This is a genomic window from Pararobbsia alpina (assembly GCF_902859895.1).
GTDB classification, from domain to species: domain Bacteria; phylum Pseudomonadota; class Gammaproteobacteria; order Burkholderiales; family Burkholderiaceae; genus Pararobbsia; species Pararobbsia alpina.
This window is the reverse complement of the sequence record NZ_CADIKM010000011.1, coordinates 1-25,721: the sequence shown is the minus strand read 5'-3', so window position 1 is coordinate 25,721 and position 25,721 is coordinate 1. Positions and strand designations below refer to the sequence as shown.

23 protein-coding genes are annotated in these 25,721 nt (G+C 62.6%); 8 read left to right on the top strand and 15 right to left on the bottom strand.

Annotated elements, in window-relative coordinates:
* Positions 1 to 143: 143 nt before the first annotated feature.
* Both HV670_RS13595 and HV670_RS13590 read right to left on the bottom strand, forming a co-directional pair.
* Positions 144 to 1,460, bottom strand: a complete 1,317-nt coding sequence (locus HV670_RS13595; protein ID WP_175105319.1) for an MFS transporter — start codon at positions 1,458 to 1,460, stop codon at positions 144 to 146.
* Positions 1,461 to 1,638: 178 nt separating this feature from the next.
* Positions 1,639 to 2,733, bottom strand: a complete 1,095-nt coding sequence (locus HV670_RS13590; RefSeq protein ID WP_175105318.1) for a tartrate dehydrogenase — start codon at positions 2,731 to 2,733, stop codon at positions 1,639 to 1,641.
* Positions 2,734 to 2,840: 107 nt separating this feature from the next.
* Here HV670_RS13590 and HV670_RS13585 point away from each other — a divergent pair, with 107 nt between their 5' ends.
* Complete coding sequence (locus HV670_RS13585) at positions 2,841 to 3,806, top strand: LysR family transcriptional regulator (protein WP_175105317.1); 966 nt, start codon at positions 2,841 to 2,843, stop codon at positions 3,804 to 3,806.
* Here the strand turns inward: HV670_RS13585 and HV670_RS13580 are convergent.
* Complete coding sequence (locus HV670_RS13580; RefSeq protein ID WP_175105316.1) at positions 3,788 to 5,191, bottom strand: ATP-binding protein; 1,404 nt, start codon at positions 5,189 to 5,191, stop codon at positions 3,788 to 3,790. The two genes, HV670_RS13585 and HV670_RS13580, sit on opposite strands and share 19 nt — an antisense overlap.
* On the bottom strand, positions 5,188 to 5,847 hold the full coding sequence (locus HV670_RS13575) for a response regulator (protein WP_175105315.1): 660 nt from the start codon (positions 5,845 to 5,847) through the stop codon (positions 5,188 to 5,190). Before HV670_RS13575 ends, HV670_RS13580 begins: the two co-directional genes overlap by 4 nt.
* Before the next feature lie 316 nt (positions 5,848 to 6,163).
* On the opposite strand from HV670_RS13575, the gene HV670_RS13570 reads away from it, so the two are divergent.
* Genes HV670_RS13570 through hpnK form a run of 3 tightly spaced genes read left to right on the top strand, consistent with a single transcriptional unit; the run spans position 6,164 to position 8,624 of the window.
* Complete coding sequence (locus HV670_RS13570) at positions 6,164 to 6,514, top strand: hypothetical protein (protein WP_175105314.1); 351 nt, start codon at positions 6,164 to 6,166, stop codon at positions 6,512 to 6,514.
* A gap of 12 nt (positions 6,515 to 6,526) precedes the next feature.
* Positions 6,527 to 7,768, top strand: a complete 1,242-nt coding sequence (hpnI, locus tag HV670_RS13565) for a bacteriohopanetetrol glucosamine biosynthesis glycosyltransferase HpnI (RefSeq protein ID WP_175105313.1) — start codon at positions 6,527 to 6,529, stop codon at positions 7,766 to 7,768.
* Complete coding sequence (gene hpnK / locus HV670_RS13560) at positions 7,758 to 8,624, top strand: hopanoid biosynthesis-associated protein HpnK (protein ID WP_175105312.1); 867 nt, start codon at positions 7,758 to 7,760, stop codon at positions 8,622 to 8,624. The genes hpnI and hpnK overlap by 11 nt, the downstream gene beginning before the upstream one ends.
* 166 nt (positions 8,625 to 8,790) lie before the next feature.
* Here hpnK and HV670_RS13555 read toward each other — a convergent pair whose 3' ends face one another.
* Positions 8,791 to 9,564, bottom strand: coding sequence for an SEL1-like repeat protein (locus HV670_RS13555; RefSeq protein WP_175105311.1), 774 nt, complete (start codon positions 9,562 to 9,564; stop codon positions 8,791 to 8,793).
* 379 nt (positions 9,565 to 9,943) lie between these two features.
* On the opposite strand from HV670_RS13555, the gene HV670_RS13550 reads away from it, so the two are divergent.
* A complete protein-coding gene (locus HV670_RS13550) occupies positions 9,944 to 10,894 on the top strand; it encodes an aldo/keto reductase (RefSeq protein WP_175105310.1) in 951 nt (316 codons plus the stop codon).
* A 110-nt stretch (positions 10,895 to 11,004) separates the two neighbouring features.
* Here HV670_RS13550 and HV670_RS13545 read toward each other — a convergent pair whose 3' ends face one another.
* Positions 11,005 to 11,367, bottom strand: coding sequence for a hypothetical protein (locus tag HV670_RS13545; RefSeq protein WP_175105309.1), 363 nt, complete (start codon positions 11,365 to 11,367; stop codon positions 11,005 to 11,007).
* A 205-nt stretch (positions 11,368 to 11,572) separates the two neighbouring features.
* Between HV670_RS13545 and HV670_RS13540 the strand changes: the two genes are divergently transcribed.
* Complete coding sequence (locus HV670_RS13540) at positions 11,573 to 12,025, top strand: GNAT family N-acetyltransferase (protein WP_217478419.1); 453 nt, start codon at positions 11,573 to 11,575, stop codon at positions 12,023 to 12,025.
* Positions 12,026 to 12,046: 21 nt separating this feature from the next.
* On the opposite strand, the gene HV670_RS13535 is transcribed toward HV670_RS13540, so the two are convergent.
* The 6 genes from HV670_RS13535 to metE all read right to left on the bottom strand — a co-directional run bounded on the left by HV670_RS13535 (position 12,047) and on the right by metE (position 20,780).
* Positions 12,047 to 13,084, bottom strand: coding sequence for a LacI family DNA-binding transcriptional regulator (locus tag HV670_RS13535; RefSeq protein ID WP_175105307.1), 1,038 nt, complete (start codon positions 13,082 to 13,084; stop codon positions 12,047 to 12,049).
* Between the two features lie 60 nt (positions 13,085 to 13,144).
* Positions 13,145 to 15,196 carry an alpha-amylase family protein gene (locus tag HV670_RS13530; protein WP_175105306.1) on the bottom strand — a complete coding sequence of 684 codons (2,052 nt, stop codon included), beginning with the start codon at positions 15,194 to 15,196 and terminating at the stop codon, positions 13,145 to 13,147.
* A 2-nt stretch (positions 15,197 to 15,198) separates the two neighbouring features.
* On the bottom strand, positions 15,199 to 16,020 hold the full coding sequence (locus tag HV670_RS13525; RefSeq protein WP_175105305.1) for a carbohydrate ABC transporter permease: 822 nt from the start codon (positions 16,018 to 16,020) through the stop codon (positions 15,199 to 15,201).
* On the bottom strand, positions 16,017 to 17,042 hold the full coding sequence (locus HV670_RS13520; protein ID WP_217478418.1) for a carbohydrate ABC transporter permease: 1,026 nt from the start codon (positions 17,040 to 17,042) through the stop codon (positions 16,017 to 16,019). Before HV670_RS13520 ends, HV670_RS13525 begins: the two co-directional genes overlap by 4 nt.
* Entirely contained in the window at positions 17,039 to 18,343 is a 1,305-nt protein-coding gene (locus HV670_RS13515) for an ABC transporter substrate-binding protein (RefSeq protein ID WP_175105304.1), read from the bottom strand. Before HV670_RS13515 ends, HV670_RS13520 begins: the two co-directional genes overlap by 4 nt.
* Before the next feature lie 163 nt (positions 18,344 to 18,506).
* Positions 18,507 to 20,780, bottom strand: a complete 2,274-nt coding sequence (metE, locus tag HV670_RS13510; protein ID WP_175105303.1) for a 5-methyltetrahydropteroyltriglutamate--homocysteine S-methyltransferase — start codon at positions 20,778 to 20,780, stop codon at positions 18,507 to 18,509.
* Positions 20,781 to 20,935: 155 nt separating this feature from the next.
* Between metE and HV670_RS13505 the strand changes: the two genes are divergently transcribed.
* On the top strand, positions 20,936 to 21,847 hold the full coding sequence (locus HV670_RS13505; protein ID WP_175105302.1) for a LysR family transcriptional regulator: 912 nt from the start codon (positions 20,936 to 20,938) through the stop codon (positions 21,845 to 21,847).
* Positions 21,848 to 21,874: 27 nt separating this feature from the next.
* On the top strand, positions 21,875 to 23,005 hold the full coding sequence (locus tag HV670_RS13500) for an NAD(P)H-dependent flavin oxidoreductase (RefSeq protein ID WP_175105301.1): 1,131 nt from the start codon (positions 21,875 to 21,877) through the stop codon (positions 23,003 to 23,005).
* Between the two features lie 209 nt (positions 23,006 to 23,214).
* Here the strand turns inward: HV670_RS13500 and HV670_RS13495 are convergent, their stop codons facing one another.
* The 3 genes from HV670_RS13495 to HV670_RS13485 all read right to left on the bottom strand — a co-directional run.
* On the bottom strand, positions 23,215 to 24,024 hold the full coding sequence (locus HV670_RS13495; RefSeq protein ID WP_175105300.1) for an ABC transporter permease: 810 nt from the start codon (positions 24,022 to 24,024) through the stop codon (positions 23,215 to 23,217).
* Positions 24,021 to 24,719 carry an ABC transporter ATP-binding protein gene (locus HV670_RS13490; RefSeq protein ID WP_175105299.1) on the bottom strand — a complete coding sequence of 233 codons (699 nt, stop codon included), beginning with the start codon at positions 24,717 to 24,719 and terminating at the stop codon, positions 24,021 to 24,023. The genes HV670_RS13495 and HV670_RS13490 overlap by 4 nt, the downstream gene beginning before the upstream one ends.
* Before the next feature lie 23 nt (positions 24,720 to 24,742).
* Positions 24,743 to 25,721, bottom strand: a 979-nt coding sequence (locus HV670_RS13485) for a sensor histidine kinase (RefSeq protein WP_175105298.1), incomplete at its 5' end; no start/stop codon positions are given.

Below are 25,721 nucleotides of genomic sequence, written 5' to 3'. Positions count from 1 at the left end.
ACACTCTGTTTCGAGTACGGCGATGATCCCGTTGATGTCGCAGGCGCCTTGAAACGGTAGGTAGGCCGGACCTCGGTTCGGTCCGGCGATCAATTCAAAGGGTCAATTCAAAGGGTCAAGCCAAAAGGGGCGAGCCGACAAGGCTACTTGACATCGACCCGCGGCGCGCGCGCTCCCGCATGTGGCTGCTTTGCCTGCCGGCTCAACATCAATGTCGCCACCGCGGAGACAGCCAGCGTCGCACCGACGACATATAAGCCCGCGGCGTACCCGCCCGTCACGTTCTTGAGCCAGCCGATCGCGAACGGGCCGACGAAGCCACCCAGGTTGCCGACAGAATTGATCATGGCGATGCCGGCCGCCGCCCCGGCGCCCGACAGGAACATGCTTGGCATGGCCCAAAGCGGCGCTTTGGCGGCGCTGATACCGATGTTCACGATGACCAGTGCCAAGACGATCAGCAAAGCCGTGTTGGCCTCACCGGCAAAGACAAAGCCGAGGCAGGCCACGACACACGGTATGACCACGTGCCATGTGCGTTCCTCCGTGCGGTCGGAGTGCTTTGCCCAGAGGATCATGACAACCACGGCCAGCACGCTGGGAATGCCCGCGATAAGGCCGGTTTCAAACGAGCCGAATCCATATTGGCGAATGATCAGCGGAGCCCAGAGGCCGAGCGTATAAAGACCGGCCGAGGTGCCGAAATAGATCAGCGCAAGCGCCAGGACCCGCGGGTCCCGCAATGCGCTCAACGCGCCTGCGGTATGACCGGCGTGCGATGCTCGCGCGTCCGCTTCCGCCTTCAGCCTGGCAATCAGCCACTCGCGTTCGTCGGGCCGCATCCAGCGGGCTTGCGACGGTGCGTCCGTCATGTACCGCAGGACCACGAAGCCGAGAACGACGGCGGGTATCGCTTCCAGGATGTACAGCATTTGCCAGTCGGCCAATCCGGCGATCGGCGTGAGCTTCATGATCGCGCCCGAAATCGGCGAGCCGATCGCGGTGGAGAGGGGCGCTGCCGCCATGAACCACGCTGCCGCCGCTGCGCGCTGCCGGATTGGAAACCACAAGCTCAGGTACAGGATGATGCCGGGAAAGAAGCCCGCTTCCGCGATGCCGAGCACGAAGCGTAGCGCGTAGAAGCTTTGGGGACCGACGACGAAAGCCGAGGCCGCGGAGACGATGCCCCAGGTGATCATGACGCGAGCGATCCACAGTCGCGCTCCGACTCGATGAAGGATCAGGTTCGACGGTACCTCGAACAGGAAGTAGCCGATAAAGAACAATCCACCACCCAGACCAAACGCTGTCGGGGAGAGTCCAATGGCCTTGTTCATCGTCAGCGCAGCGAATCCCACATTGACGCGATCGAGGAAGCTCACAAAATACAGCAGCATCACGAACGGAATGATCCGCAACATGAGCTTGCGGGAGACCCGGGCTTCGATATCGGCAATCATTGTCTCCTCCTTGGAGCCTTCAGCCGTGCCCATCAAAAGTGGAACAAGACTGGGTGGACGCGATGACCGTTCGGTCCGGTCTTTTTATTTTTTGGCGCGCCCGCCGTCGGGCGGGCGCGTGGTGCGAACGGCGGTCCGAAAGCGGGCCTATCGCGCTTGCTTGACCTTCACGTTACTTTCACGCCGCGCGACTCGCGGCAACCGTTGCTTTTGCGAGCTGCGCGCAAACAGCCGCCGTCACTTGTGCCGTCGTCGCCGTGCCACCAAGGTCCCCGGTATGCAGCGAGGTATCGGCCGTGATGGTTTCGATCGCCTGCATGACACGTTTCGCGGCCTCGCGTTCGCCGAGATGCTCGAGCAGCATGACGACCGACCAGAAGGTACCGACCGGGTTGGCCAGTCCTTTGCCCATGATGTCGAAGGCGGAGCCGTGGATCGGCTCGAACATCGACGGATAGCGACGCTCAGGATCGATATTGCCGGTGGGCGCGATGCCGAGGCTGCCGGCAAGCGCGGCAGCCAGGTCGCTAAGAATGTCGGCATGCAGGTTGGTCGCGACGATCGTGTCCAGGGTGGCGGGGCGATTGACCATGCGCGCGGTCGCTGCGTCGACGAGCTCCTTGTCCCACTGGACGTCCGGGAATTCCTTCGAGATTTCGAGCGCGATCTGGTCCCACATCACCATCGCGTGGCGTTGCGCATTGCTCTTCGTGATCACGGTCAGGAGCTTGCGCGGACGGGATTGCGCGAGGCGGAACGCGAAGCGCATGATCCGCTCGACGCCGGCGCGGGTCATGATCGAGACGTCCGTCGCGGCTTCGATGGGGTGCCCCTGATGGACCCGGCCGCCCACACCGGAGTATTCGCCTTCGGAGTTCTCGCGGACGATGATCCAGTCGAGGTCTGCCGGCTTGCAACGTTTGAGCGGCGCATCGATGCCCGGCAGAATGCGGGTCGGCCGGACGTTCGCATATTGATCGAAGCCCTGGCAAATCTTCAGGCGCAAACCCCAGAGCGTGATGTGGTCGGGAATGTCCGGGTCGCCTGCCGAGCCGAACAGGATGGCGTCCTTCTCGCGCAGGGAGTCGAGTCCACGCTCCGGCATCATCACGCCGTGCTTGCGGTAATAATCGCCGCCCCAATCAAAGTCTTCGAATTCGAATGCGAACGCCGGGTCCGCCTTGGCGAGCGCTTCGAGGACCTGGCGGCCGGCGGGAATGACCTCTTTGCCGATGCCGTCGCCGGGAATGGTTGCGATGCGATAAGTTTTCATGCGTGTCTCTGGAGTGCGGTGAGAATGCCAGAACTTTACCTGCCCGCTGGTGTGGAAACTGGTGCTAGACTCAAAGCATCCTTAACTTTGATTCACAAGTGAGGACCATGCGGCCCATTGTCCAGCCATCCGATCTGAGTTTCTTTTCGACCCTTGCCGCTTCAGGCAGTCTGAGCGCCGCCGCGCGCGAACTGGGCCTGACGGCCGCCGCCGTCAGCAAGCACTTGACGCAGATGGAGACGCGCGCCGGCGTGACGCTCGTCAACCGGACGACGCGCCGCATGACGCTGACCCCGGAGGGTGATCTGTATCTGGCACATGCGCGCCGGATTCTCGACGACATGGACGAACTCGCCGAGCTGCTGGGAAGTGCGAAGAAGAATCCGAAGGGGTTGCTGCGTGTCAATGCGACACTCGGCTTCGGGCGCAGCCATGTCGCTCCGGTGCTTGCGCGGTTTGTCGCGACCTACCCGCAAGTGTCCGCGCAACTTCAGTTGTCCGTCACGCCGCCGCCTTTCACCGATGACACGTTCGATGTGTGCATCCGATTTGGCGAACCCCCTGACACTCGGGTGATCGCTCGTCGCCTTGCCGCGAACCGCAGGGTGCTGTGCGCCGCGCCTTCGTACATCGCATCACGCGGGATGCCGTTGACTCCACACGATTTGACCCGGCACAACTGCATCGGCATTCGACAGGGTGACGAGGCGTATGGGGTATGGCGTTTGACGTCGGGGCGGGGCGCGTCCCGCAAGACGGAGGCTGTGCGAATCAACGGCAGTCTGACCACCAATGATGGCGAGATCGCGGTGAAGTGGGCTCTCGAGGGACATGGCATCCTGATGCGGGCCGAGTGGGACATCAAACAGTATCTGGCAGAGGGCACCCTGGTCCCGGTACTGCCCGAACACGACACGCCGAACGCTGATATCTACGCTGTGTATTCCCAGCGGCACCAGATGTCCAACCGGGTCCGTGCATTCGTCGATTTCATTGCACTCGATCTCCGCACCGAATCGGACGAGCTCGGCCTGCCTGCGCAGGGCGGTTCATCTCAGCCCGCTTCGACGTGACCAGGGAACGACACTTCGACTGTGAGCCCGCGCCCAGCGATGCCCGTGCCGAGGTTCAGTCTTGCATCGAAATGCTCCGCGATCCGCGCGACGATCGAGAGGCCCAGGCCGCTGCCCGTAGCCTGAGTGCCGGGTGCACGGAAAAACCGGTTCGTCAGATAGCTGAGGTCGCCTGGCGCGACGCCGGGTCCGTCGTCGCGGACCGTGATCCGCACGCGGTCGTCAGCATGGTGGACAGCGACTTCGACGCTACCGTTCGCGCGCCCGTACTTGATCGCGTTATCGAGCAGATTGTCGAGCAGGATGCCGATCAGCACCGGTTCGGCGTTGATCTCGGCGTGTGGGTCGCCGCTCAGCGTCACACGAATGTTCTTCTGCCGCGCGTTTCGCTCGTTGGCCAGTAGCGCATCTTTTGCGACCATGACGGGCTTGAGTGGGGTGGCCGACATGCTCTCCTGCACATCGAGACGCGCGAGCAGCAGCAACTGTTCCGCCAGCCGCGCGCTCCGATCGACGCCTTGCACCACACGCTCCATCGCCAATTGCTTTAACGCGGCGTCCGGTTCGGCCAGCGCGACCTGTGCCTGGACCTTGATTGCGGCGAGCGGCGTCTTCAGTTCGTGCGCGGCGTCGGCGGTAAATGCGCGTTCGCGTTCGACCGAGTGCCGCAAGCGTGAAAGCACCAGATTGATCGCATCGACGAGTGGCCGCACCTCGATTGGCACGTGGCCGATGTCGACCGGTTCCAGCCGGTTGATGTCGCGCACGCGGATCGCGCCTGAAAGGGTCTTGAGTGGCGCCAGACTCCAGCCGATGCTGAACCACACCAGCAGAGCCAGCACGGGTAGCGCGATCAGGGTGGGCCGGGCGATCCGGCTCGCGACGCCGCTCACCAGGTCGCTACGCGTATTGGCCAGTTCGAACACGCGGACGGTGTGGCCGAGCGCGGTGTCGCGCAAGGTGAACGAATGCCATCTCTGGCCGCCCAGTGTGATGTCTTGCGTCCCGCTTTTGGGCGGCACCGGCAGATCCCACGCATGCAAAGTATGCAATTGCGGGCTGCCTGCCAGCACGTCGCCGTGCGCGCCTCGTACCTGGAAGAGTGCGTCACGAGGCAGCGTGTCGTCGTCGTCGCTGTCGCTCGCGCCGGGGTCACCGCCTTTTTCTTCTTCCCGAACGTCGATGCGCGCATTGGCGAGCGTGTTCAGGTTGGTTTGGTCGAGCAGCGCGAGGATTTGAGCAAGCTCCGCGAGGCGCGCTTCTTCCCATTCGCCGACTTCGCGCGTGGCCTGGCCGTAGCTTGACAGGAGCGTCATGCCCCATATCAGCACGATGCTGGCGAGGACCAGCAGCACCAGGCGCCAGCGGATCGAAGCCGACATCAAGCTTTCTCCATCATGTAGCCGATATTGCGCAGCGTTCTGATCAATTTGGCACCGAGCTTTTTGCGCAGGTTGGACACGTGCACCTCGATCGCATTGCTCTCGATTTCCTCCTGCCAGCCGTACAAACTCTCTTCGAGACGAGCACGCGATTGAGGAATCCCCTGGTTGGTCAGCAATTGCATCAGGATCGCCCATTCCCGCGCGGTGAGGGATACACGTGCCCCGCCGTTGTCGACGGTTTGCGCAGCTGTGTTGACAGTCAGATGCTGATAGCGGATCAGATCGACACTGCGACCTTGTGCGCGGCGCAGCAGGGCCCGGCAACGCGCGATCAGTTCAGTCAGGTCGAAGGGCTTGCCAAGATAGTCGTCGGCCCCGGCTTCGAGGCCGCCCACGCGATCGACGACGGTGCCCTTCGCCGTCAGGATCAGCACCGGTACCTCCTTGCCTGAGTCACGCAAGCGCTTCAGGATCTCCATGCCCGATATCCTGGGCAAACCGAGATCCAGTATCACCAGCGCGTAGGCGGTGGTGCCGAGTGCGAGTTCGGTCTCGTTGCCGTCATGAGCCCAGTCGACCGTAAAACCGGCTTGTCGAAGCCCCGCTTCGATGCCACAGCCGATCAGGTCGTCGTCTTCTGCAAGAAGTACACGCATGGGGTCAGAGGTTCCATCCAAAATGTGTTCAGGGCAGCCGCTGCGATCAGGCGATTGCCGGGACGCAGACTCGAAATGTAGCCGCAATGTTTACGGTCCGCTTTCTATCCGGCGTTCCTTAAGGTTTCCTTCAGGTCGAATCGCTATTATCACCGCTCATAAGCCAACTGTCGGAGCGCAGCATCGTCGCTCGAAACATGCGCTTGCAGCCAGGTTCTCGAAATTCTAACGTTAGTACGTCGATGCAATGCACGTCCGGTGCTGTACAAAAATGAATCGCGCCACCCATCATCTCATCAGATCACGAGGCCAAGCGATGAAGCCGGTCATCGTCGACATGCTGCGAGCCCATTTGATGGCGGCTTCGATCACGGCCGTGGTCCTCGAGGCCCTGGTATCCCTGGCGCTGCTGGTCTTGCCGATTTCCGAACAAGTCTTCGCTTCAACCTCGTTCCGGCTAATCGCGCTTGCAGCGATCATCAGCGGCGTGCTTGTGCTGCGCGAATGGGCATACGCCGCATTCGAATTCGCCGTCAAGAGCCACCACGCAAGCTCTGAAAGCTTGCCCACGCGCCCCGTCTCGGTCGCTGCGAACTGCCCGCGACGCTGGCTTGTCATTCTTCATCTGCGCTTTACAGGCAGGCCGTTCGTGCTCGCCGTGCGTTGAGGGAACCAGGCGATGTCGATGCACGTACTGACGGGATACCAGTGGGCTTTGCTAGCCGGCTGCGGTGCCGTTTCGCTTTACGCAATGCTGGCGGCGGTGGCCATGCCGTTTTTCGCGGCACGACGGGAGAAGGTTGCCACGCGTGCGGCGCATCCGATTTTGCCTGTCGGTGTCAGCGTACTCAAGCCCCTCTGTGGCGCTGAACCCCGTCTCTACGAAAACCTCCGAACCTTTTGCGAGCAGCGGCACCCGCATTTTCAACTCGTGCTCGGCGTGTCATCGCCGGACGATCCGGCCATCGCCGTGGTGCGCCGTTTGCAGGCCGCCTATCCATCGCACGACATCGAGCTTGCAATTGACTCGCGCGTACACGGCAGCAATCTAAAGGTCAGCAATCTGATCAATATGGCGGGGCGAGCGCGCCATGATGTGATCGTCATTGCCGATAGTGACATCGCCGTCGAAGCAGATTATCTCGAAACCGTAGCCGCGCCGCTCGCCGATCCGCAGGTGGGGGTGGTCACCTGTCTTTACGTGGCGCGAGGAGTCGGTGGATTCTGGCCGCGCGTCGGGGCCTTGTTCGTCAACGAGTGGTTCGCTCCATCCGTGCGGGTCGCGCACGCGGTCGGTTCGCGACGCTTCGGATTCGGCGCGACCCTGGCGTTGAGCCGTGCGACCCTCGGGCGCATCGGCGGCTTTGAAGCACTGAAAAATTGTCTCGCCGACGACTACTGGCTCGCCGAACACGTGCGCGCGCTCGGACTGCGTACGGTGCTCTCGCGCGTGATGGTGGTCACGGATGTCGTCGAGCCGAATTTCTCCGACTTGTGGCAGCGTGAAACGCGCTGGCTCCGCACGATTCGCTCGGTGAATCCGCTGGGCTTCGCGTTTCTGTTCATCACTTTCCCGTCGCCCTGGCTCTTTGCCGGGGCGTGGCTGACAGATCGCCTCGCGACGGGTCCGTCCGCCGGCTTGCATCCGTGGGCGACGCTGGCGAGCGGCGCCACCATAATGTGTGGCTTTGCCGGGCGCATGCTGCTGCATCTACGTGCCGCGCGTCGTGATCGCACATTCTGGCGCGACTTGCCGCTCACGCCGCTGCGCGATACGTTGCTGGCCTTGCAGTGGCTCGCGGCCGCATTCGGATCGCATGTGGTGTGGCGTGGCGCGCGCGTGCCAGTGGGGGCCTCCACGTCCGTGACACGTGGCAGGGACGCGCCGCCGGGTGCGATGGAGACATCCGATGGAGCCTAAGTCGGGCGGACTGATCATTACCGCAGACGATTTCGGCCTGCATCGACGGGTCAATCTGGCGGTCGAGCGGGCGCATCGGCACGGCGTGCTGACAACTGCGAGCTTGATGGTCGGCGCGCCAGCGGCCGCCGATGCGGTGGCGCGGGCGCACGCCTTGCCGGAATTGCGGGTCGGCCTACATCTGGTGCTGGCAGATGGCGATGCCGTCACCCCGCGTGCTGAAATCGCGGCGCTGCTCGACGAGCATGGCCGTTTCGGCAGCAATATGGCGCGTGACGGCGTACGGTTCTTCTTTTTACCGCACGTGCGAAAGCAGCTCGAGCGCGAGATTCGGGCGCAGTTCGACGCCTTTGCGAAGACCGGATTGACACTCGATCACGTCAACACGCACAAGCACTTTCATATGCATCCTACCGTGCTGGGGTTGATCCTGAAGATCGGCCGCGACTATGGGATGCGCGCCATGCGTCTGCCGTTCGAGATGAGCGCGCCGCTGTGGCTGAGGCCATGGATAGCGATGATGCGAGCCCGACTGGACCGCGAAGGCATTGCGCACAATGACTATGTCGTTGGCATCGCAGGGACCGGACAGATGGATGAAGCGACCTTGCTGGCCGCGCTGGCGGAGTTGCCTGCTGGCGTGGGGGAGCTTTATTGCCATCCCGCTGTGGATGGGGATCTCCCCTTGAGCCAAGGGATGCGGTTCTATCGCCACGCGGATGAACTGCAGGCGTTGATGTCGCCAAGGGTAGCGGCAGCGATTGCTAGTGCGAATGTCAGCGTTGGGGGTTTTTCTGATCTGCTGCGCATGCCTTTGCCACCGCCCCGGCATCCGCTTGAACGCGATCGGGGCTAGCTTGAAGGACAGCTCGGCATTTTGAGTTCATGCATAGGGTCTTCAAGGGGAAAATGAAGTGTGCTCGCGGCACTCACGCTTCCGCAGATAGATCCCCCTCATGGGATCATCAGTGATCCAAGTATTCGCGCCGAAGCGAGCCGCCCGCTGCCACAACTGCAGCACCCTATTGAGATACTGTTTTTCCGCGCGTGCCAAGTGCGTAGGCGGGGCCCAGGCGTGATTCGACAATCCGTTTCAGATCAACGGGAGTCGAAGCGGATTCGGCCAACTGCTCCAGCAAATCCGTGGCTCTCTTTTCGTCTTTCGGTCCACCGTCGCCAAGCGCCAAACTGGTCGACAGGTTGAGTATCGACCGGGGCAGTCCTCGCGAGGCCAAAGCCTCGAGGAGGCGACGAGCCACTTCGGGTTCTCGGTTTCGATTGCCGCTTAGCAACTCATCCGTAATCGCTTCCGCATGTTTCAGCAAGCTTTCGTTTTCTGTTCTGTGTATGCCTGTGATGAGCGCGTGCTCGAAGTCGCCAACCGGATGGTGCACGGCTTCAGCCAAGGTGCTTAGCGCCTCGTGAAAACTCAGATCTTCCTTTGAGCCGGCAAACGGCGTTGCTGTCGAGCCCCCGCCCAGTTCCAGCGGATGCGCGGCCGATGGTTGCCACCACTGGACAAAGTCATCTGAGGACTCACCGTGAAGATCAACTGACGATGCAAGCAATTGCGACGCCTGATATTTGCGTCTCTCGGCCAGAGTCGCGCTGTCACACGCCTCGTCAAGCGCGGAAGCTGCCTTGCTGCCCAGTTCGTTGTGGAGGTCCGTCCAGTCTCTATAGCCGAAGACTTCGGAGGTGATCTGTCGTGCTTGGGATTCCTTAAGAGAAAGCCGCTGTTTTAGCCGCTTGACGGCCCGCGTCGGGATAGAGGCGTCGTGGAAGGAGATACGCATGGCTTCGGTCCGAGGTTCTGTGCCGACAAGCCTCCACAGCCGGCACGGAATCAAAAGGGACTGTAAGGCGGCGTGGGGGACATGGTACCCCGCGAGAAAAGATACCGCCGGTACCTCATGCAGTCAATCCCATTCCACGAGGTCGTGCCCAGGCAATTTCCACATCTGAGGACTGCCTACCCATTGGAGGGGGCGGCTTAAGGTTTCTCCTAGACATTTGTCGGGAGTTCCCCCTTCCAATTGCATCAACGCTTGTGCAGATCATGGATAACACCTTCACCGACGACGAGCCGCGCGCCTGGGGCCACCAAGCGAGCGGCTGCATTCGCGCGTATCCTCTTCCATTCCCTTCCAACCCAGCATCGTAAGCAAAGAAAGAATGCAAAAACACACCATCGGAACCTCGAACCTTCAAGTTGCCCCCCTCGTCTTCGGCGGCAACGTTTTCGGCTGGACGGCCGATGAGCGCGCGTCGTTCTCCATCCTCGACGCGTTCGTCGACAACGGCTTGAACTTCATCGATACCGCCGACTGCTACTCGCAGTGGGCCGAGGGCCATCCGGGCGGCGAATCCGAAACGATCATCGGCAAGTGGTTCAAGGAAAGTGGCAAGCGCGACAAGATCGTGCTCGCGACCAAGGTTGGCATGTGGCGTACGCGGCCGGGGCTGTCGGCCGCCAACATCGAGGCAGCCGTCAACGATTCGCTGCGCCGGCTGCAGACGGATTACATTGACGTCTATTTCTCCCATCTCGACGACGACAAGACGCCGTTCGAAGAGACGCTCGGCGCGTATCAGAAGCTGGTCAAGGCGGGCAAGGTGCGAGTGATCGGTGCGTCGAACTACACGGGCAAACGGCTCGAGGCAGCACTGAAGGTATCGAAGGAGTCAGGCTTGCCGGCGTATGAGGTGCTTCAGCCCGAGTACAACCTCTACGATCGGGAGGGTTATGAGACCGATCTCGAACCGGTTGTGCAGGCGCATGAACTGACGGTGGTCACGTATTTCAGTCTGGCGAGCGGTTTCCTGAGCGGGAAATACCGTTCGGCGGCGGACATGGCGAAGGCTGCGCGCAGTGCGTTGGTGGAAAAATATCTCAACGACCGCGGGCTGCGGATCGTCGACAAGCTCATCGAGGTGGCAAAGCGCAACGACACGACGCCCGCGACCGTGGCTCTCGCCTGGATCATCGCGCGGCCGAGCGTGGCGGCGCCGATTGCGAGCGCAACCTCGGTGGAACAACTGGAGACCCTGGTGGCGGCGACGCGCCTGCAACTGTCTCCGGAAGACCTGAAGCTGCTTGACCAAGCCAGCGCCCTGGCGAAATAACCGGGTCGCGCAGAACGGTGGGCGGGCCGCTATCTTGACGACTTCCTGTCAACGGAACGTTGGCACGGTAGCTGCCGGCCTTATCTGCTTCACACGCTGACCCTGCCGTTTCACTCGACTTTCAGCTTGTGCCTTGCCCGCAACACGAAGCTCGCGATACGGCGGTGCTTCTTGGGCGGCAGGCCCGATGCCACGCGCGCGGGGCCCACCGCGCTCAGGTCGATGGACACGGCGTCCACGCACCATTGGCCGTGCAGATCCCTGCGCATCACCCATTTCTGCCCGTGGCAACGGATCACCAACACATCGTCGCCGGCATATTCGAGAACCGAGGCGTGCCAGCCATCCTGCACTTTCAGGCCAGGACGGTATTTGAAGCTGTCGACGGTCGCCTTGCATCGATTGCAATAGGGTGCGCTGCCATCGTTCGGGATCACGCCGGGAAATGCGCTCCGCTTTTGGGTCGTCGTCATTCGATTGCCCTTGCTTCGGCGCTCGTCGCGCCATGCTGCCACTACGATTAACCTGCCGTATTAAGCAATTTACGCTACACCGACATGACTGCGCCACCCCCTCCCTCAGGGACGCAGCCGGCGCGGGCAGAATCGACCGCGGAGACGGGGGCCGGGACGTTTGCTATTCTCCCGATCATTTCCTCGTTTGCGATCGCGTCGACCTATGCAGACCCAGTATTCGATTCGCCGTGCGCTCGCGTCCGACTTGCCCGTGGTCTACATCGGCGAGCTGGATTCGATCCGGCAAAGCGAACCGCAGATCGAAGTGCCCTGGAAGGACGCCATGCGCGTCCATCTCGCGCAATGGATGGCTGCGCTCGACCGCATGTTCATCATCGAATCCGGATCGGAGGCCGCCGGCTATTGCTTCTGGGTCGCCCAGGGGCGCGCGGCGGTGCTGACGTCGATCTACGTGCTGCCGGAACGGCGCCGCAACGGCCTTGGCCGCCGGCTCCTTGACTATTGCATCACCGATGCCCGCGCGCAGGGTTTCGACAAGCTGATTCTCGGCGTCCGGCCCGACAGCTTCGCCCGGCTGCTCTGCGAGAAGGTGGGCTTTGTTCACACGCACGATGTGGGCCACTATCGGCACTATGCCTATTCCATGACTGAATGACGTCATAAAGGGTGCCTCTTGTCATGCCAAGGGGCGAGCCGACCCTCTGAGGATGATGTCGCAGTCGAGAATGATCGCGCGGCTCGCCCTCGGGTCCGGCCGGGCGAGCCGCGCGGCGATCACGTTGGCCATGGCTTCGGCAATACCTTCCACCGGCTGGGCGACGGCGGTAATTCCTGGCTCGTGTAGACCGAACAACGGCACGTCGTCGAAGGAGACCAGGGAAATCTCGCCCGGCACCTTGCGGCCCTGTTCTTTCAAACACCTCAGTGCACCGACGGTCATCGGATAGTTTGCCGAGAAAATCGCGGTCGGCGGTTCCTCGAGTTCCAACAGCCGTTTGACGCCGTCGGCACCCCCCAGCATCGTCCAGCCTCCCTGCACGACGTATTGCGGATCTACGGGAATCCCACGTTCCCCGAGTGCATCGACATACCCAAGATATCGCTCCAGCCCAGAGCTGTCATGCTGATCGCCCGACAGGATCGCAATACGGCGGTGGCCCAGGTCGAGGAGGTGGCGCACGGCGCGCTGGCTTGCCTTGCGGTTTTCGACAAACACACGGTCCGCGGGCAAGCCCTTCAGGTCGTTGTTGTAGAACACGACAGGCAGCCCGCTGCCGATCAACTCGTCGACGCGGTCATAGACCTCCTCGGCACCGGCCATGATCAGCGCGTCGATGCGCTGGGTCGCGAAATAATCGAGCGCTTCCCTCATGATCTTCGGATCCGCGCCGTGGCAATAGATAAGCAACGCTCTTCCGTCGCGGCGAATTGCCCGCGACAGGTGCTCGAGCAGCACGCCGTGGAACTCATCGAAGGTCGGCACGAGCAGGCCGACAAGATGGCTCAGCTCCGACTTCATGGCCGCTGCTACCGCATTGCGCTTATAGTTGAGCGCTTCGATCGCCGCTTCGATCTGTTCGCGATTGCCGCGCCGGATCGTATATCCGTTCAAATACCGCGACACCGTGCCGACTGCGACATTCGCTGTCTTCGCGACATCGAGAATAGTTGCGGGACGTCGCTTCGCGGCGTCACCGCCAAGTTCTTCGATCATAAAACATTGCCTGCCTGCAAGCCTTCCAATGACCCGTGCCACCGCTTTTTCAAGGCCGCATTATGCACTTTCGAAAACCACTGCCGCGTGGATGTGAAGGCGCGGCAGAGTGACACTGACCCTCCCATCCTCGCCGCGTGTCCAGGTGAGGTCCCTGCCGGTCAGCGCATCGTAGACCCGGGAAGGTGCCCCATCCAGCCGTACGGCCGCCGTTACCGGACCGATCGCCGGTACGTCCTCGATCATCTCCATCACGCGTGAGCTGCCGTCGTCACCCCGCACGTCCTTGCCGCGTATCTGCGGCGTCGCATAGAGCAGATGCAGGATGTGACGGTTTTTGCCGGCCTGGCGCATCAGTGTCGCGCGACCCGCCGACGGCAGGTCGGTGGTCAGTGCGGTGTCGGGCAGCAGGCGGTCCAGCAGACCTCGCACGACGTATTTATAGAGCGGCTGTCCCATCGCGCGATAGAGTCGGAACACCGGATGAGCGAGATAACCGATACCTTTGTACTCGGTGACGGCCGCGCCCAAAGCGGCTGCGCAGGGGTCGTCGGGGGCATGCTGGTGCGAAGCGTAATGCTTGAACGTACGATTGAAGTAGGAAGGGTGGATTTCGGCCAGAACGGTTGCGCCGGCCGCCGTGACGGTCTCTGCTTCGTCATAGAACACGAAGGCGCTTTCAGGCATTGCGCTGTCGAGTTCCGGGCTTGCCTTCACGTAGTTGGGCCGGTAGGCGACAGCCTGTGCGCCACGAACGATGCCGGCATCGATCGCGAACGCGCCGCTGGCATTGAGTCCGGAATGCCAGGAGGCAATCAGCTTGCCGCCCGCCGCGACGAAGTCCGCCAGGCGGAGGGCAAGCGCAGGGTCGACGGGAATGACGTCAGGCAGGATGATCAGGCGATATCGCGCGAACGGTGCGCTCAAATCGATGACATCGAAAGGGCGTTTCAGTTCGAGCAGCATCTGCACCGCGCCGTCGTCGCTTGGATGATTGCGTGCGCCGACCGGGTTCATGTGTTCGGCTGACAGGATGGCGATCTCCGCGACTTGCGTCGCGCCTTCGAGAAACGGTTCGAGTGCCTTGACGCGAGCATAGGCCGGCGCGATGCTCCGATAGGTATCGTGGTTGATCGCGCCGTTCGGATGGAGCTGGTCGCCGACAAGACATTTCGAACCGAGCGCGACCATCTGCGCGCACTCGTAGTCGAGCGCCTGCGGATGCTTGAACCCGCCGAATTCGCCCCAGCTCGTGTGAAATTTCCCCGTATGGGCGAGGAAGTCGATGCCAAGTGTCGCGGCGTAGCGCGCACTCGACGGAAAGTGATCATAGCCCCAGCCACCCGTCGGCAAGCTCTCGAGTTCGAGATGGGTATAGGTCTTGAAACGGTCCGGCCCCTGCTTGCCGATGTGGCCGGCGTTGTAGAAGATCCGCAATGCGGGGAATTCCGCGAGCAACGTGTCGCTGATCTCGCGGCGGAAGTGCTCGTTGACCGCCTCGTCGTTCCTGCGGCGATCGAGCGGGTTCTCGGGATCGAGTCCGTGCGCGTCCATGCGGGCGAGACAGGCGGCACAGACGCAGTCCGGGGTCTGGATGATGTCGAAGAAGAAGCCTTGCGTCGTGTAGCGCGTGGCGACTTCTCGTGCCTGGCCGAGGATATAGTGTCGGAAACCCGCGTGGTTGAGACACATCGTGTGCCATGCGGGACTCAGTTGCCTGCTGCTCGACGTGTCGCCGGGCATCGCATGCTGAAAACGGTTGGTCGCGCTCATCACACGCCATTCCGGATGTTCGCGCGCGCTCAGCTCGTCCCACTGGACCGAGATGTAGACGGGACTCTCGATGCCCGCGTCAGCGAGGGCTTTCAGCATGTCGCCCATCAGGTCGGGGCGGCGCAGGTGCGGATGCGGCTTGCCGACCTCGGTCGGATAGTACGACCAGCCGTGATGACACTTTGCGAACACGGTAACCGAGTCGACATTGGCCGCCTTGAACGTGGCGGCGAAGTCGGCCGCATCGAAGTCGGCGCCGACGTCCGGGATGTGTTCCGAAGTATGAAAGTCGAGATGGATGTGTCGGTAGCGCAGCGGGGTGGTTTGTCGATCAGGCATCACTATTCCTTAGTGCCGCTTCGGCTGGTCGAGCCGCCGGCAAATTGACGTTGAAAGATAATGAAGATGATGAGCGGCACGATCGTGGTCACGATGGCCGCGACGGCGCGCAGGTTCCAGTTGGAATCGAACGTCCCGGAGATCTGGGCGAACACCACCGGAAGCGGAATCTGCGAGCGCAGGTAGAGCAGGGGTAACAGCAGCGAATTCCAGGTCCAAAGGAATTGCAGGATGCCAACGGCGAAGATCGGCGCAACTGCGTTGGGCAGCACGATATGAAAGAACGTCGCGAGCGGCCCACAACCATCGATCTTCGAGGCCTCGATCAGCTCGCGCGGGAAATCCTCGAGGAAATTCTTGACGAGGAAGATTGACCACGCGAACGACAGGCCCACATACGGAATGAGCACGGACAGGCTGTTGTCGATCAGCCCCCAGTCGCGCCACAACTGGAACAGCGGAATGATCACGACCTGCTGCGGCAGGACGAAAGCGTTGATGATGATGATCAGCAGAAACCGGCGCAGCGGGAACCTGAGAAAGTGAAACGCATAGGCCGCCGCCGGTGTCAGAATCATCGTTGCAAGGGTCGCGGTGCCGGCGAGCTTCAGCGTGACCCAGAACGCTTGGGCGAGCGGATATTGCTTCCAGACCGTGACCCACGCATCGAACGTGAAGCTGATCTTCTGCATGGACCACCAGCCGAGTACGACTTCGTCGACCGGCCGCAAGGACGTGATGATCACGCCGATGATCGGAATGACCCAGATGAACGCAACGACGCCCGCCGTGACTGGAACCCATCGAGGTGCGCGAATGATCATCTTGCTCCCGCCGTGCGCTGGATGATCGCCGGGATCGACACGACGAGCACGGCAATCAGCAGCACCACCGTAGAGGCCGCGCCGTAGCCGAGCTTGAATTGCGTCATCGACTCGCGAAACATGAAGAAGCCGACCGTTTCGGTCGAACGCACGGGGCCGCCGCCCGTCATGACGAAAATCGTATCGAATGCGCGAAGGCTGCCGAGCAGGTTGATGAAGATCGCGACGCGTACGCCGGGAAGTGACAGGGGCATGACGATGTGGCGCATGACGGAGAGTGTCTTCGCACCATCCATATAGGCCGCTTCGATGATCGATTGCGGAATGGCCTGCGTCGCGGCGAAGCACAGCATCAGTGGCAAGCCGACTTGCGCCCACGAGTAGGCGACGATAAGCGCGCCGAGCGCGGTCGACGGATCGCCGAGCCAGGCATGTGAGAGCCCGCCTAGACCGGTGGCGGTGAGCATCGCATTGAGCAGACCTCCGGCGTCGGGCCGGAAGATGCCCAGCCAGATAAAGCCGGTCACCGTCTCGGCAATGCCGTAGGCCGCGAAGATCAGGACGCGCGGCAGGGCAGTCGCGAGCGGCGCGAACGAGCAAATGATCGCGAGAAACCAGCCGATGCCGACGGTCAGCGCAGTTGTCGCGAGCGTCCAGACCAACGTCGTGGACAAGGACTGCCGGAAATTGACGTCCCGGAACAGCGTGGTGTAGTTGCCGAACCCGAAGAAGCGAGGCCGGCCGAGGCCCTTGATGTCGTAGAAACTCAGGCGGATGGTGTCGAGCAAGGGATACACCACGGCGAACGCGAACAGCACGAGTACGGGCGCGAGCAGCAGGTAAGCGGCCGGCGTTTCACCGAGCCGCCACCCGTGCATGCTGCGGCGGCGCGCGGTGTCGTGCGTTTGCTGCGTGCCGGAGGCGGCCGTGGCGGTCTTGCCCACGGCATCGGCCTCGCTTTCGCCGCTCGCCCGCCGCCCGCTATCTGGCCCGCCGTGCCGGTCATGAGCGGGGCCCGTCATTTGTATGACTCGGCCGCCTTTGCTTCGATGGCCGCAAGGACCTTGTCGATATTGGCATCCGACGGGTCCTGCAGGAAGCGCTGTAACTGCACCCGGTACTCATCGACGAGATCGCCGGGCAGCAGATCGCCGAGCACGAACTGGGTCTTCGACGATTCGACCGCCTTGATCGAAGTTGCGATGACCGGGCCATAGAGCGAGGGGTTGGTCTTCTTGCTTGGCGATGCCGCGCCGTGCTTTGCAAGAATGGTCACCGCCTCGGCACCGGTCACCCAGCCAAGAAACGCCTCTGCGGCCGCCTGGTTCGAGCCGGAATTGAGCTCGAGGAATTCCTTCGTGTCGACGCTCGTCGTGTCGTCATGACCGAGGCCCATTGCGGGGAACTGGAAGAGTGCGTAGTCGGTGCCTTCCTTGAGCTTGTAGTCGGCCTGCGCGCGTGTGTTGACCCACATCCCGATCAGGTCGTAGCCATGCGTGCCGGACTTGAGCACCTCGTCGGCGGCGTTGTCCCAGTCGGTCGCAAGCATCTGGTTCGCCGTCCCGCAGCAATTGGCCTTGAGCATTTCTGCAAATCGCTGGAGCGCCTTCTTGACCACTGGATCGGTCCACGCGATCTTGTGCGCGGCCAGTTTCGAGGCGGTCTCGACTCCGCCCGTGCGCAGCAGCAGGGTTTCGAACCAGTCGGCATGCGCCCAGACCTTGCCCGGCATCGCGATCGGCGTGACGCCGACCGCGTTGAGCTTTTTGAACGAGGCGAGGAAATCGGCCCAATTGGCTGGCGGAGTCGCGATGCCGGCTTTCTTGAGGACATCGGGCCGATAGAAGATGCCGCTGCGGTCGCCGTATGTGTAGGTGACGCCATACGTCACGCCATTTGATTGACCGAGACGCCGCCAGCCGTCCGCGAGATTATCGCTCCACTTGTTGGCGTCCCATGGCTTGTCTATGGGCCGCAGCATGCCGGCGCCGGCCAGTTCGGCGCGGAATGCGGGCCATGTGTTGATCAGGAGATCGGCTTTTTCGCCGCCCATCAGCGAGGTGCGAATCGCTCCGCGCGCATCGCCTTGCACGGTAAGACTGATTTCGCGGAACTTTACACCGGGGTGCGCCTTGACGAAGGTCGCTTCGAGGTCGCTGATCAGATCACGCTCGGAACCCGATGTGTAGTCGATGACGACAAGCTCGCCCCTCACGTCCGCAGCGACGGCCGGTGGCGACCACGCAAGCACCGCGGCGAGGCTGACACTGGCGAGCAAAGCTCGCTGGCAATGGATCGGCACGGCTTCGCTGAGGACAGTCATACCCTTGTCTCCGTTGACGATGACGCTTAAGGGTCGTTCTTATCTTCAATTGGTGTTGAAACATTATCAACTAAGTTGGTTGATCGCAAGCAAGCAAATCACCTAGACGGCGTGCCGACGTCCAGGGAGGCAGACGCATAAGGGATTCAGGAACCATGACCGCTCACGCCGCCAGCTTGCCGCGCAATGTCTTCGCGGCCTGCACCATATTGGCGAGCGCGGCTTCCGTTTCCGGCCAGCCCCGCGTCTTCAGGCCGCAGTCCGGGTTGACCCAGAGGCGTTCCGCGGGGATGACTTCGCATGCACGCAGGAGCAGCCGCTCGATCGCCTCGACACTCGGCACGCGCGGAGAGTGGATGTCGTAGACGCCGGGTCCAATTTCATTCGGATAGTCGAATTCACCGAATCCGTCGAGCAATTCCATGGCTGAACGCGACGTTTCGATCGTGATGACGTCTGCATCCATCGCGGCGATCGACGGCAGAATGTCGTTGAACTCCGAATAGCACATATGCGTATGGATCTGCGTTTCGTCGGCGACCGACGCGGCGGAGATTCTGAACGCGCGGACTGCCCATAGCAGATAAGCCGCCCAGTCGCCCTTGCGCAAGGGCAAGCCTTCGCGGAAGGCGGGCTCGTCGATCTGGATCACCCGAATGCCCGCGGCCTCGAGGTCGCGGACTTCGCTGCGAATCGCCAGCGCCAGTTGCAGCGCGGTGGTCGAACGCGGTTGATCGTCGCGCACGAAAGACCATTGCAACATGGTCACCGGGCCGGTCAACATGCCCTTCATGTGCTTGCGTGTCAGTGACTGGGCATAGCGTGTCGTTTCGACGGTCATCGGTTCCGGCCGATAGACGTCGCCGTAGATGATCGGCGGCTTGACGCAGCGCGATCCATAGCTCTGCACCCAGCCGTTCTCGGTGAACGCATAGCCCCACAATTGCTCGCCGAAATACTCGACCATATCGTTGCGTTCGGCCTCGCCATGCACGAGCACATCGAGCCCGAGCGCTTCCTGCCGGCGCACGGTCGTTTCGATTTCGGCACGGATGCGTTCGAGATACTCGAGCGCGCTCAGCTCGCCGCGCTTGTATGCGGCACGGGTCTGCCGGATCGCCGGCGTCTGCGGAAACGAGCCGATCGTGGTGGTCGGCAGCGCAGGCAGTTGCAGTGCGTCGCGCTGGCGGCGGTTGCGTTCGGCAAAGCCACTCTTGCGGGTGGCCATGTCGTCTGTCACCGCAGCCAATGTTCGCTGCACCAGTTGATTGACGACCCGGCTCGATGTCCTGCGGGCGAAGCGTGCCGCATCCGAAGCCGACAATTGCGACTCGACGGCAGCTTCGCCTTCGTTCACGGCGCGGGCGATCACGCTGAGCTCGTCGAGTTTTTCGGTCGCGAAGGCAAGCCAGGACTTGATCTCGGCATCGAGCTTGCGTTCCGCCCCGAGCGAGACCGGTGTGTGCAACAACGAGCAGGAAGGCGCGATCCACAGGCGCTCGCCGAGCTCCGCCTGCAGCGAGGCGAGCGATCTTGCAATCTTGCGCAGATCGGAGCGCCATATGTTGCGTCCGTCCACCACGCCGACCGACAGGATGGTCTGTGCGGGCAATACGGCCCGCCACGCATCCAGCTGTCCCGCGGCACGAACAAGATCGATATGGACGCCCTGGACGGGCAGCTTCGCGACGAGCCCGGCATGGTCGGCGGCCGTTTCGAAGTAGCTTGCCAGGAGGATCTTGAGACCAGCGGCATCGAGCGCTTCATACGCCGCGGTGAAGGCATCGAGCCATTGCGGCTCGAGATCGAGGCATAAGGCGGGCTCGTCGAGCTGAACCCACTCGATGCCGCGTTCCTTCAGCCGCTGCAGGACGCGCGAATACCCGGCGACGAGCGCGGGCAGCAAGGTCAGCCGGTCAAAGCCGGTCACGTGCGATTTCGACAACCGCAGATAGGTCACGGGTCCGATCAGCACCGGCTTGACGGGCAGGCCCAGCGCGAGGGCTTCGTCGATCTCCTCGAACAGCCAGTCGACACCGTGGTCGAAGGTCGTTTCCGCGTCGAGTTCCGGCACGAGATAGTGGTAGTTCGTGTCGAACCACTTCGTCATCTCCATGGCGGGCTGCGCCTTGTTGCCGCGGGCGAGCTCGTAGTACTGCGCAAGCGACAGTTCGGCCGGGTCGAAGCCGAAGCGCGCGGGCAGGGCACCCAGCAAGGCACTCGTGCTGAGCACCTGGTCATAGTAAGCAAAGTCGCCTGCCGCGACGAAGTCGAGCCCGGCGGCGCGTTGCAGTTCCCAATGGCGCCGACGCAGTTCCTTCGCGACGCCGAGCAGGCCGGCTTCATCGGACTCGCCGCGCCAGAACGACTCCTGGGCGAACTTGAGCTCACGGTTCGCGCCGATGCGAGGAAAACCGAGTAGATGGGTGCGGGCCATGTGCATCTCCAGAGATTGAATGGCGTGCAGTGTGTGGTTCACGCTACTATTCATCAAGCGACATGTTTTCATCCTGGTATGAATGTGGTTCATATCAAGGATAGGCGCCTTCACTGTATCTGCCTCCACTGCATCGATCATCGAAAGCGACCCTCATGCTTGAACTTCGCCATTTGCGTTCGCTCGTGGCCATCGCCGAATCGGGCAAATTGGTCATGGCCGCCGAGCGCGTCAATCTGAGCCAGTCCGCGCTCTCGCATCAGATCAAGGACATCGAGACGCACTACGACGTCTCGCTGTTCGAACGGACACGGCAGGGGCTTCGCTTCACGATCGCGGGTGAGCGTTTTCTGGCGCTCGCGCGAGAGACCATGGCCGCGTTCAGCGCGGCGGAGCGGGATATCGCACGGCTCAAGGGCGACACGCGCGGCGAGTTGCGCATCGTGCTCGAGTGCCACACCTGCTTCGACTGGCTGATGCCGGTCATGGACGAGTTTCGCAGCCGCTGGCCCGAAGTCGAAGTCGATCTCGTCGCGGGTTTTCATGCGGACCCGATCAGACTGCTGGCCGACGGCAAGGCCGACGTGGTGATCGGATCCCTGCCGGACACGAAGAAAAGCATTCACGTTTCACCGCTGTTTCGTTTTGAGATCCTTGCGGTCATGGCGAATGAACACCGGCTGCGCGGCAAGCGGCGACTGGTGGCGGAGGATTTTCGCGGCGAGACGCTGATCACCTATCCGGTGCCGGAAATGCGCATCGACCTGATCCGCGATGTGCTGGAGCCTGCCGGCATCAAGCTGGAAAGACGGACAGCGGAATTGACCATCGCGATCATGCAGCTGGTTGCCAGTCGTCGCGGCATCGCGGCGTTGCCCAATTGGGGGGTGAAGAACTATGTCGGCCACGACTATGTGCTTGCCAAGCGGATCGGTGCACGAGGCTTATGGAGCGAGCTGTATGCGACGGGCACGAAGAGCTTTGCGAACCGGCCTTTCTTCCGCGACTTCGTTTCGATCGTGCGGGACACTTGTGCCGCACAGCTCGATGGTATTGAACTACTCTGAGGGTAAGAACCTTTCGAGGACCCTACCATGACGATCTCCCCTCATCACCGAGGCAACGATCTGCTTGTCCGGCTCGGCATTGCGGTGCCGATCATCCAGGCGCCGATGGCCGGTGTCGGCACGCCCGCGCTGGCCGCGGCGGTTTCGAACGCGGGTGCGCTCGGCTCGCTCGGGGTCGGTGCGATGAACGCCGACGGCGCCCGGGCCGCCATTCACGAGATCCGCGCAGCGAGCAACAGGCCGTTCAATGTCAATGTCTTTACCCATGTACCCGCGGTAGCCGATCCGGCGCGCGAGGCACGTTGGCTTCAGTACCTTGCGCCGCACTTCGCGCGCTTCGGCGTGACTGCGCCGGCTTCGCTGCGCGAGATCTACACGAGCTTCGTCGCGGACGAGGCGATGTTCGAGATGTTTTTGGATGAGCGTCCCGCAGTGGTCAGTTTTCATTTTGGATTGCCATCCGCGAAGAAAATCGCGGCACTGAAGGACGCAGGCATCGTGCTGCTGGCGAGTGCGACCAATCTCGACGATGCGGCACAGATCGCGGCGGCGGGCATCGACGGCATTGTCGCGCAGGGCGTCGAAGCCGGCGGTCATCGCGGCACGTTCGATCCTGCCTTGCGCGATGAAGCACTCGGCACGATGGCGCTCGTGCGGCTGATCGTGCGGGAAAGTCCACTACCGGTGATCGCTTCGGGCGGCATCATGGACGGCGCAGGCATTGCAGCCGCGCTCGCGCTGGGTGCGCAGGCGGCACAACTTGGCACCGCGTTTGTCGCGTCACCGGAATCCGGCGCCGATGCCGCCTATCGTGCGGCGCTCGTCGATCCGCACAGTCGCACTACATTCATCGAGGCGATCTCGGGACGTGCCGCGCGCGGCATCGAGAACCGCATCAGCGAACTCGACCACGATCCGCAACGCCCCGCAGTACCGGACTACCCGATCGCATACGACGCCGGCAAGGCGCTGCACGCAGCCGCAAAGGCGCAAGGCAATTCAGAATATGCGGCACAGTGGGCCGGCCAGGCCGTGCGGCTGTCACGTGCATTGCCCGCCGCGGAATTGGTCGCCGCGCTCATGCGCGAGACCGTCGAGACGATCGAGGGCTTGAACAGCCGCTTCGCTCCATCGGGCCTCGCTATCCCCGGGATTTGATCAATCAATGTGACGTGTGCTTGCCCATTTGTGACAATCGGGGCAACACACTCACACAGGGGATCATCATGGAACGCAAGAGCCACGATCAAGGCGTGCGCATCGAACCGGCCGGCTCGGGCAGCAACTGGTCGACCCTGCGCACACTCTTCGTCGAATTGCTTGCGTATCACGCTTGCTCGGCATGATGGGCAGGCGCATCACATCCACTAAGTCCCGCTTTTCGCCACGCTGACGAGACGTTCAGCGGCGAACCGGTGCTCCGGCGTGAACAGTCGAAGATAGGTCAGCATCACCGCGCCGACCGTTCCGAGTCCGGTGGATGCGGCCAGCAGGAACATGACGACGATCTGATACCGCACGGCCTGCAAAGGGGATTGGCCGGCCAGTACCTGGCCCGTCATCATGCCCGGCAGGCTGACGATGCCGACTACGGCCATCTGGTTCAAGGTCGGAATGAGGCCGGCTCGCACCGCCTGCCGCATCGCGTCCTGGGCTGCCTCCCAGCGCGTGGCACCGAGGGCGAGCGACATCTCCACCAGGCCGCGCCCGGCCGTCAGTTCCTGCGTCATCCTCTCGATGCCGAGTGAGACGCCGGTCAGCGTGTTGCCGAGAATCATGCCGAGCAGGGGGATCGCGTACTGCGCCTCGTACCAGGGGTGCACGCGAATGATGACGAACAGGCAGATCGCCCCGACCAGCCACGAACTCCCCCAGATCGAGGCGATGCTATCGACGCGCTGGCCCCGGTACGTGCGCTTGCCGCGGTTCGAAGCGGTCAAACCCGCGATCAGCGTCATGATAGCGATGACAGGCAACACGACATACCATCGGTCGAAGGCAAAGATGCGGTCAAGCAGGTAGCCGATCAGGAGCAATTGCGCGACCGTGCGGACCGCCGCCCAGGCGAGCTTGCGTTCGAGATCGAGCTTCAGCGCAATCGACAACGCGCCGTTCACAAGAATCAGCGATGCGGCGATAGCCAGGTCAAGGAGGCTCAGGTTCTGATATCCGCTCATCGTGGGCTCGCCTCGACGGATTCCCGCAGAACGCCGCCGTTCATGAACAGATGGCGCCGGCCTACGCGCTGTGCCTGCGCGTCGTTGTGCGAGATCCAGATGGCCGCGCGTCCGCTGCCGCCTTCGAGCCATGTGTCGATCAGGGCCTCGATGTCCCGCGTCGAGGCGGGATCGAGCGCGGCCGTTGGCTCGTCGAGCAGCAGCACTTCGGGATCGAGCTGGAGGACCCGGATCAACGCGGTGATCTGGGCCTCGCCCCCCGAGAGGTCGCCCGCGGGCTTGCCGAGGAAATCCGCGCCACGGCCCGCGGCGGCTACGAGCCCGATCGTGGCTTCGTGCCGGAACGCCAGGTCGCGATATACCTTCAGGGAAAACGGATAGCGCAAATTGTCTTCGACGGAGCCGTCGATCATGGCCGGTCGTTGCGCGATATAGCTCACGCGGCGGCGAAAGGCCGGGATGTCGTGGTGCCCGACGGGTGCGTGGCGCCAGGCGACGACACCGCCATCGAGCCGGTCGAGCAGGGCGAGCGTACGCATGAACACGCTCTTGCCCGAGCCGGCCGGGCCGGCGATGACGACGCGGTCGCCTTCGCACAGCGTGAAGTCGGTGGGCGACAGCAGGGTCCGGTCGCCCTCGGTGCTGCGGCGCGTGACGCCGGAGGTGGAGAGAAGTACGTTGTCGGTATGGGGCATGGGGTTCGCCGCAGCGGGTGTGTTCACTCTGAACGCTCGACGGCGCGCAGTCCTTCGACTCTTACAACAAGCCCTCCCGCGTGGCTGCGCTTGCGAATCGACAACGTGGCCCGATGGCGCAGGGCGATCTGCCTCGCGATCGCGAGACCGAGGCCCGAACCCAGCTGCGTCACGCCTTCGCCTCGATAAAAGCGGTCGAATACGCGCTCGATTTCGCCCTCTTCGATGCCGGGGCCGTTGTCCGATACCTCGATGCAGACGCCGTGACCGTCGCGCTCGATCGATACGTCGACCTTGCCGCCGCGCGGGGTGTAACGGATGGCATTATCGACGAGATTGCCGAGCAGCACACCGATGGCATGGCTTTCGCCATCGATCTGGCAAGATGCCGTGTCGGCGGCCAGCCCCGAGGGCTCGAGCCCGAGGTCGATCTGCTTTTGCTCGGCGAGGATCGAAGCGTCCGCGACGATCTGGGCAGCCAGCGCATGAAGATCGAATGATGCCGTCAGCGCGTTCATGGCGGCATCTTCACGGGCCAGCGTGAGCAGCTGATTGACGAGGTGGATGGTCCGCTTGAGGCGTTCGTCGAGTTTCGCGAGCACGGCCGGGTCGCCGCTCACCGTCCCGGCGCGCACGGCGAGTTGAAGCTGCAACTGCAGCGCGGTCAGCGGCGAACGGAGTTCATGGGCGGCATCGGCGATGAAAGTGCGCTGGCCCTGGAGTGCGAGGTCGAGCCGCCTGAGCAGGTCGTTGAGGCCGTCGACGAGGGGGCGCAGTTCGACGGGCACGTGTTCGGGCGGATCGATCGGATGAAGCACATTCGCCGAGCGCGCGCCAAGCGCGCGCGAGAGGGCGTGCACGGGGCGCAGCCCACGGCTCACGACAACCAGCACGAGGATCAGCGCACCGGGCAATAGCAGCGCAAGCGGCCACAAGGTCCGCGCGGCGAGCCGCAGGCCGAGGTCGTTGCGCACCGAGATGGGTTGCGCGACCTGGACGAAG

Coding starts and splice junctions, on each gene's coding strand:
- HV670_RS13575 (WP_175105315.1), bottom strand. CDS start 5,847: ATGCGTGTACTTCTTGCAGAAGACGACGACCTGATCGGCTGTGGCATC.
- HV670_RS13500 (WP_175105301.1), top strand. CDS start 21,875: ATGACGATCTCCCCTCATCACCGAGGCAACGATCTGCTTGTCCGGCTC.
- HV670_RS13490 (WP_175105299.1), bottom strand. CDS start 24,719: ATGCCCCATACCGACAACGTACTTCTCTCCACCTCCGGCGTCACGCGC.
- HV670_RS13570 (WP_175105314.1), top strand. CDS start 6,164: ATGAAGCCGGTCATCGTCGACATGCTGCGAGCCCATTTGATGGCGGCT.
- HV670_RS13595 (WP_175105319.1), bottom strand. CDS start 1,460: ATGATTGCCGATATCGAAGCCCGGGTCTCCCGCAAGCTCATGTTGCGG.
- HV670_RS13540 (WP_217478419.1), top strand. CDS start 11,573: ATGCAGACCCAGTATTCGATTCGCCGTGCGCTCGCGTCCGACTTGCCC.
- HV670_RS13590 (WP_175105318.1), bottom strand. CDS start 2,733: ATGAAAACTTATCGCATCGCAACCATTCCCGGCGACGGCATCGGCAAA.
- HV670_RS13545 (WP_175105309.1), bottom strand. CDS start 11,367: ATGACGACGACCCAAAAGCGGAGCGCATTTCCCGGCGTGATCCCGAAC.
- HV670_RS13585 (WP_175105317.1), top strand. CDS start 2,841: ATGCGGCCCATTGTCCAGCCATCCGATCTGAGTTTCTTTTCGACCCTT.
- HV670_RS13505 (WP_175105302.1), top strand. CDS start 20,936: ATGCTTGAACTTCGCCATTTGCGTTCGCTCGTGGCCATCGCCGAATCG.
- HV670_RS13495 (WP_175105300.1), bottom strand. CDS start 24,024: ATGAGCGGATATCAGAACCTGAGCCTCCTTGACCTGGCTATCGCCGCA.
- metE (WP_175105303.1), bottom strand. CDS start 20,780: ATGGCCCGCACCCATCTACTCGGTTTTCCTCGCATCGGCGCGAACCGT.
- HV670_RS13520 (WP_217478418.1), bottom strand. CDS start 17,042: ATGACGGGCCCCGCTCATGACCGGCACGGCGGGCCAGATAGCGGGCGG.
- hpnK (WP_175105312.1), top strand. CDS start 7,758: ATGGAGCCTAAGTCGGGCGGACTGATCATTACCGCAGACGATTTCGGC.
- HV670_RS13555 (WP_175105311.1), bottom strand. CDS start 9,564: ATGCGTATCTCCTTCCACGACGCCTCTATCCCGACGCGGGCCGTCAAG.
- HV670_RS13515 (WP_175105304.1), bottom strand. CDS start 18,343: ATGACTGTCCTCAGCGAAGCCGTGCCGATCCATTGCCAGCGAGCTTTG.
- HV670_RS13525 (WP_175105305.1), bottom strand. CDS start 16,020: ATGATCATTCGCGCACCTCGATGGGTTCCAGTCACGGCGGGCGTCGTT.
- HV670_RS13535 (WP_175105307.1), bottom strand. CDS start 13,084: ATGATCGAAGAACTTGGCGGTGACGCCGCGAAGCGACGTCCCGCAACT.
- HV670_RS13530 (WP_175105306.1), bottom strand. CDS start 15,196: ATGCCTGATCGACAAACCACCCCGCTGCGCTACCGACACATCCATCTC.
- hpnI (WP_175105313.1), top strand. CDS start 6,527: ATGTCGATGCACGTACTGACGGGATACCAGTGGGCTTTGCTAGCCGGC.
- HV670_RS13550 (WP_175105310.1), top strand. CDS start 9,944: ATGCAAAAACACACCATCGGAACCTCGAACCTTCAAGTTGCCCCCCTC.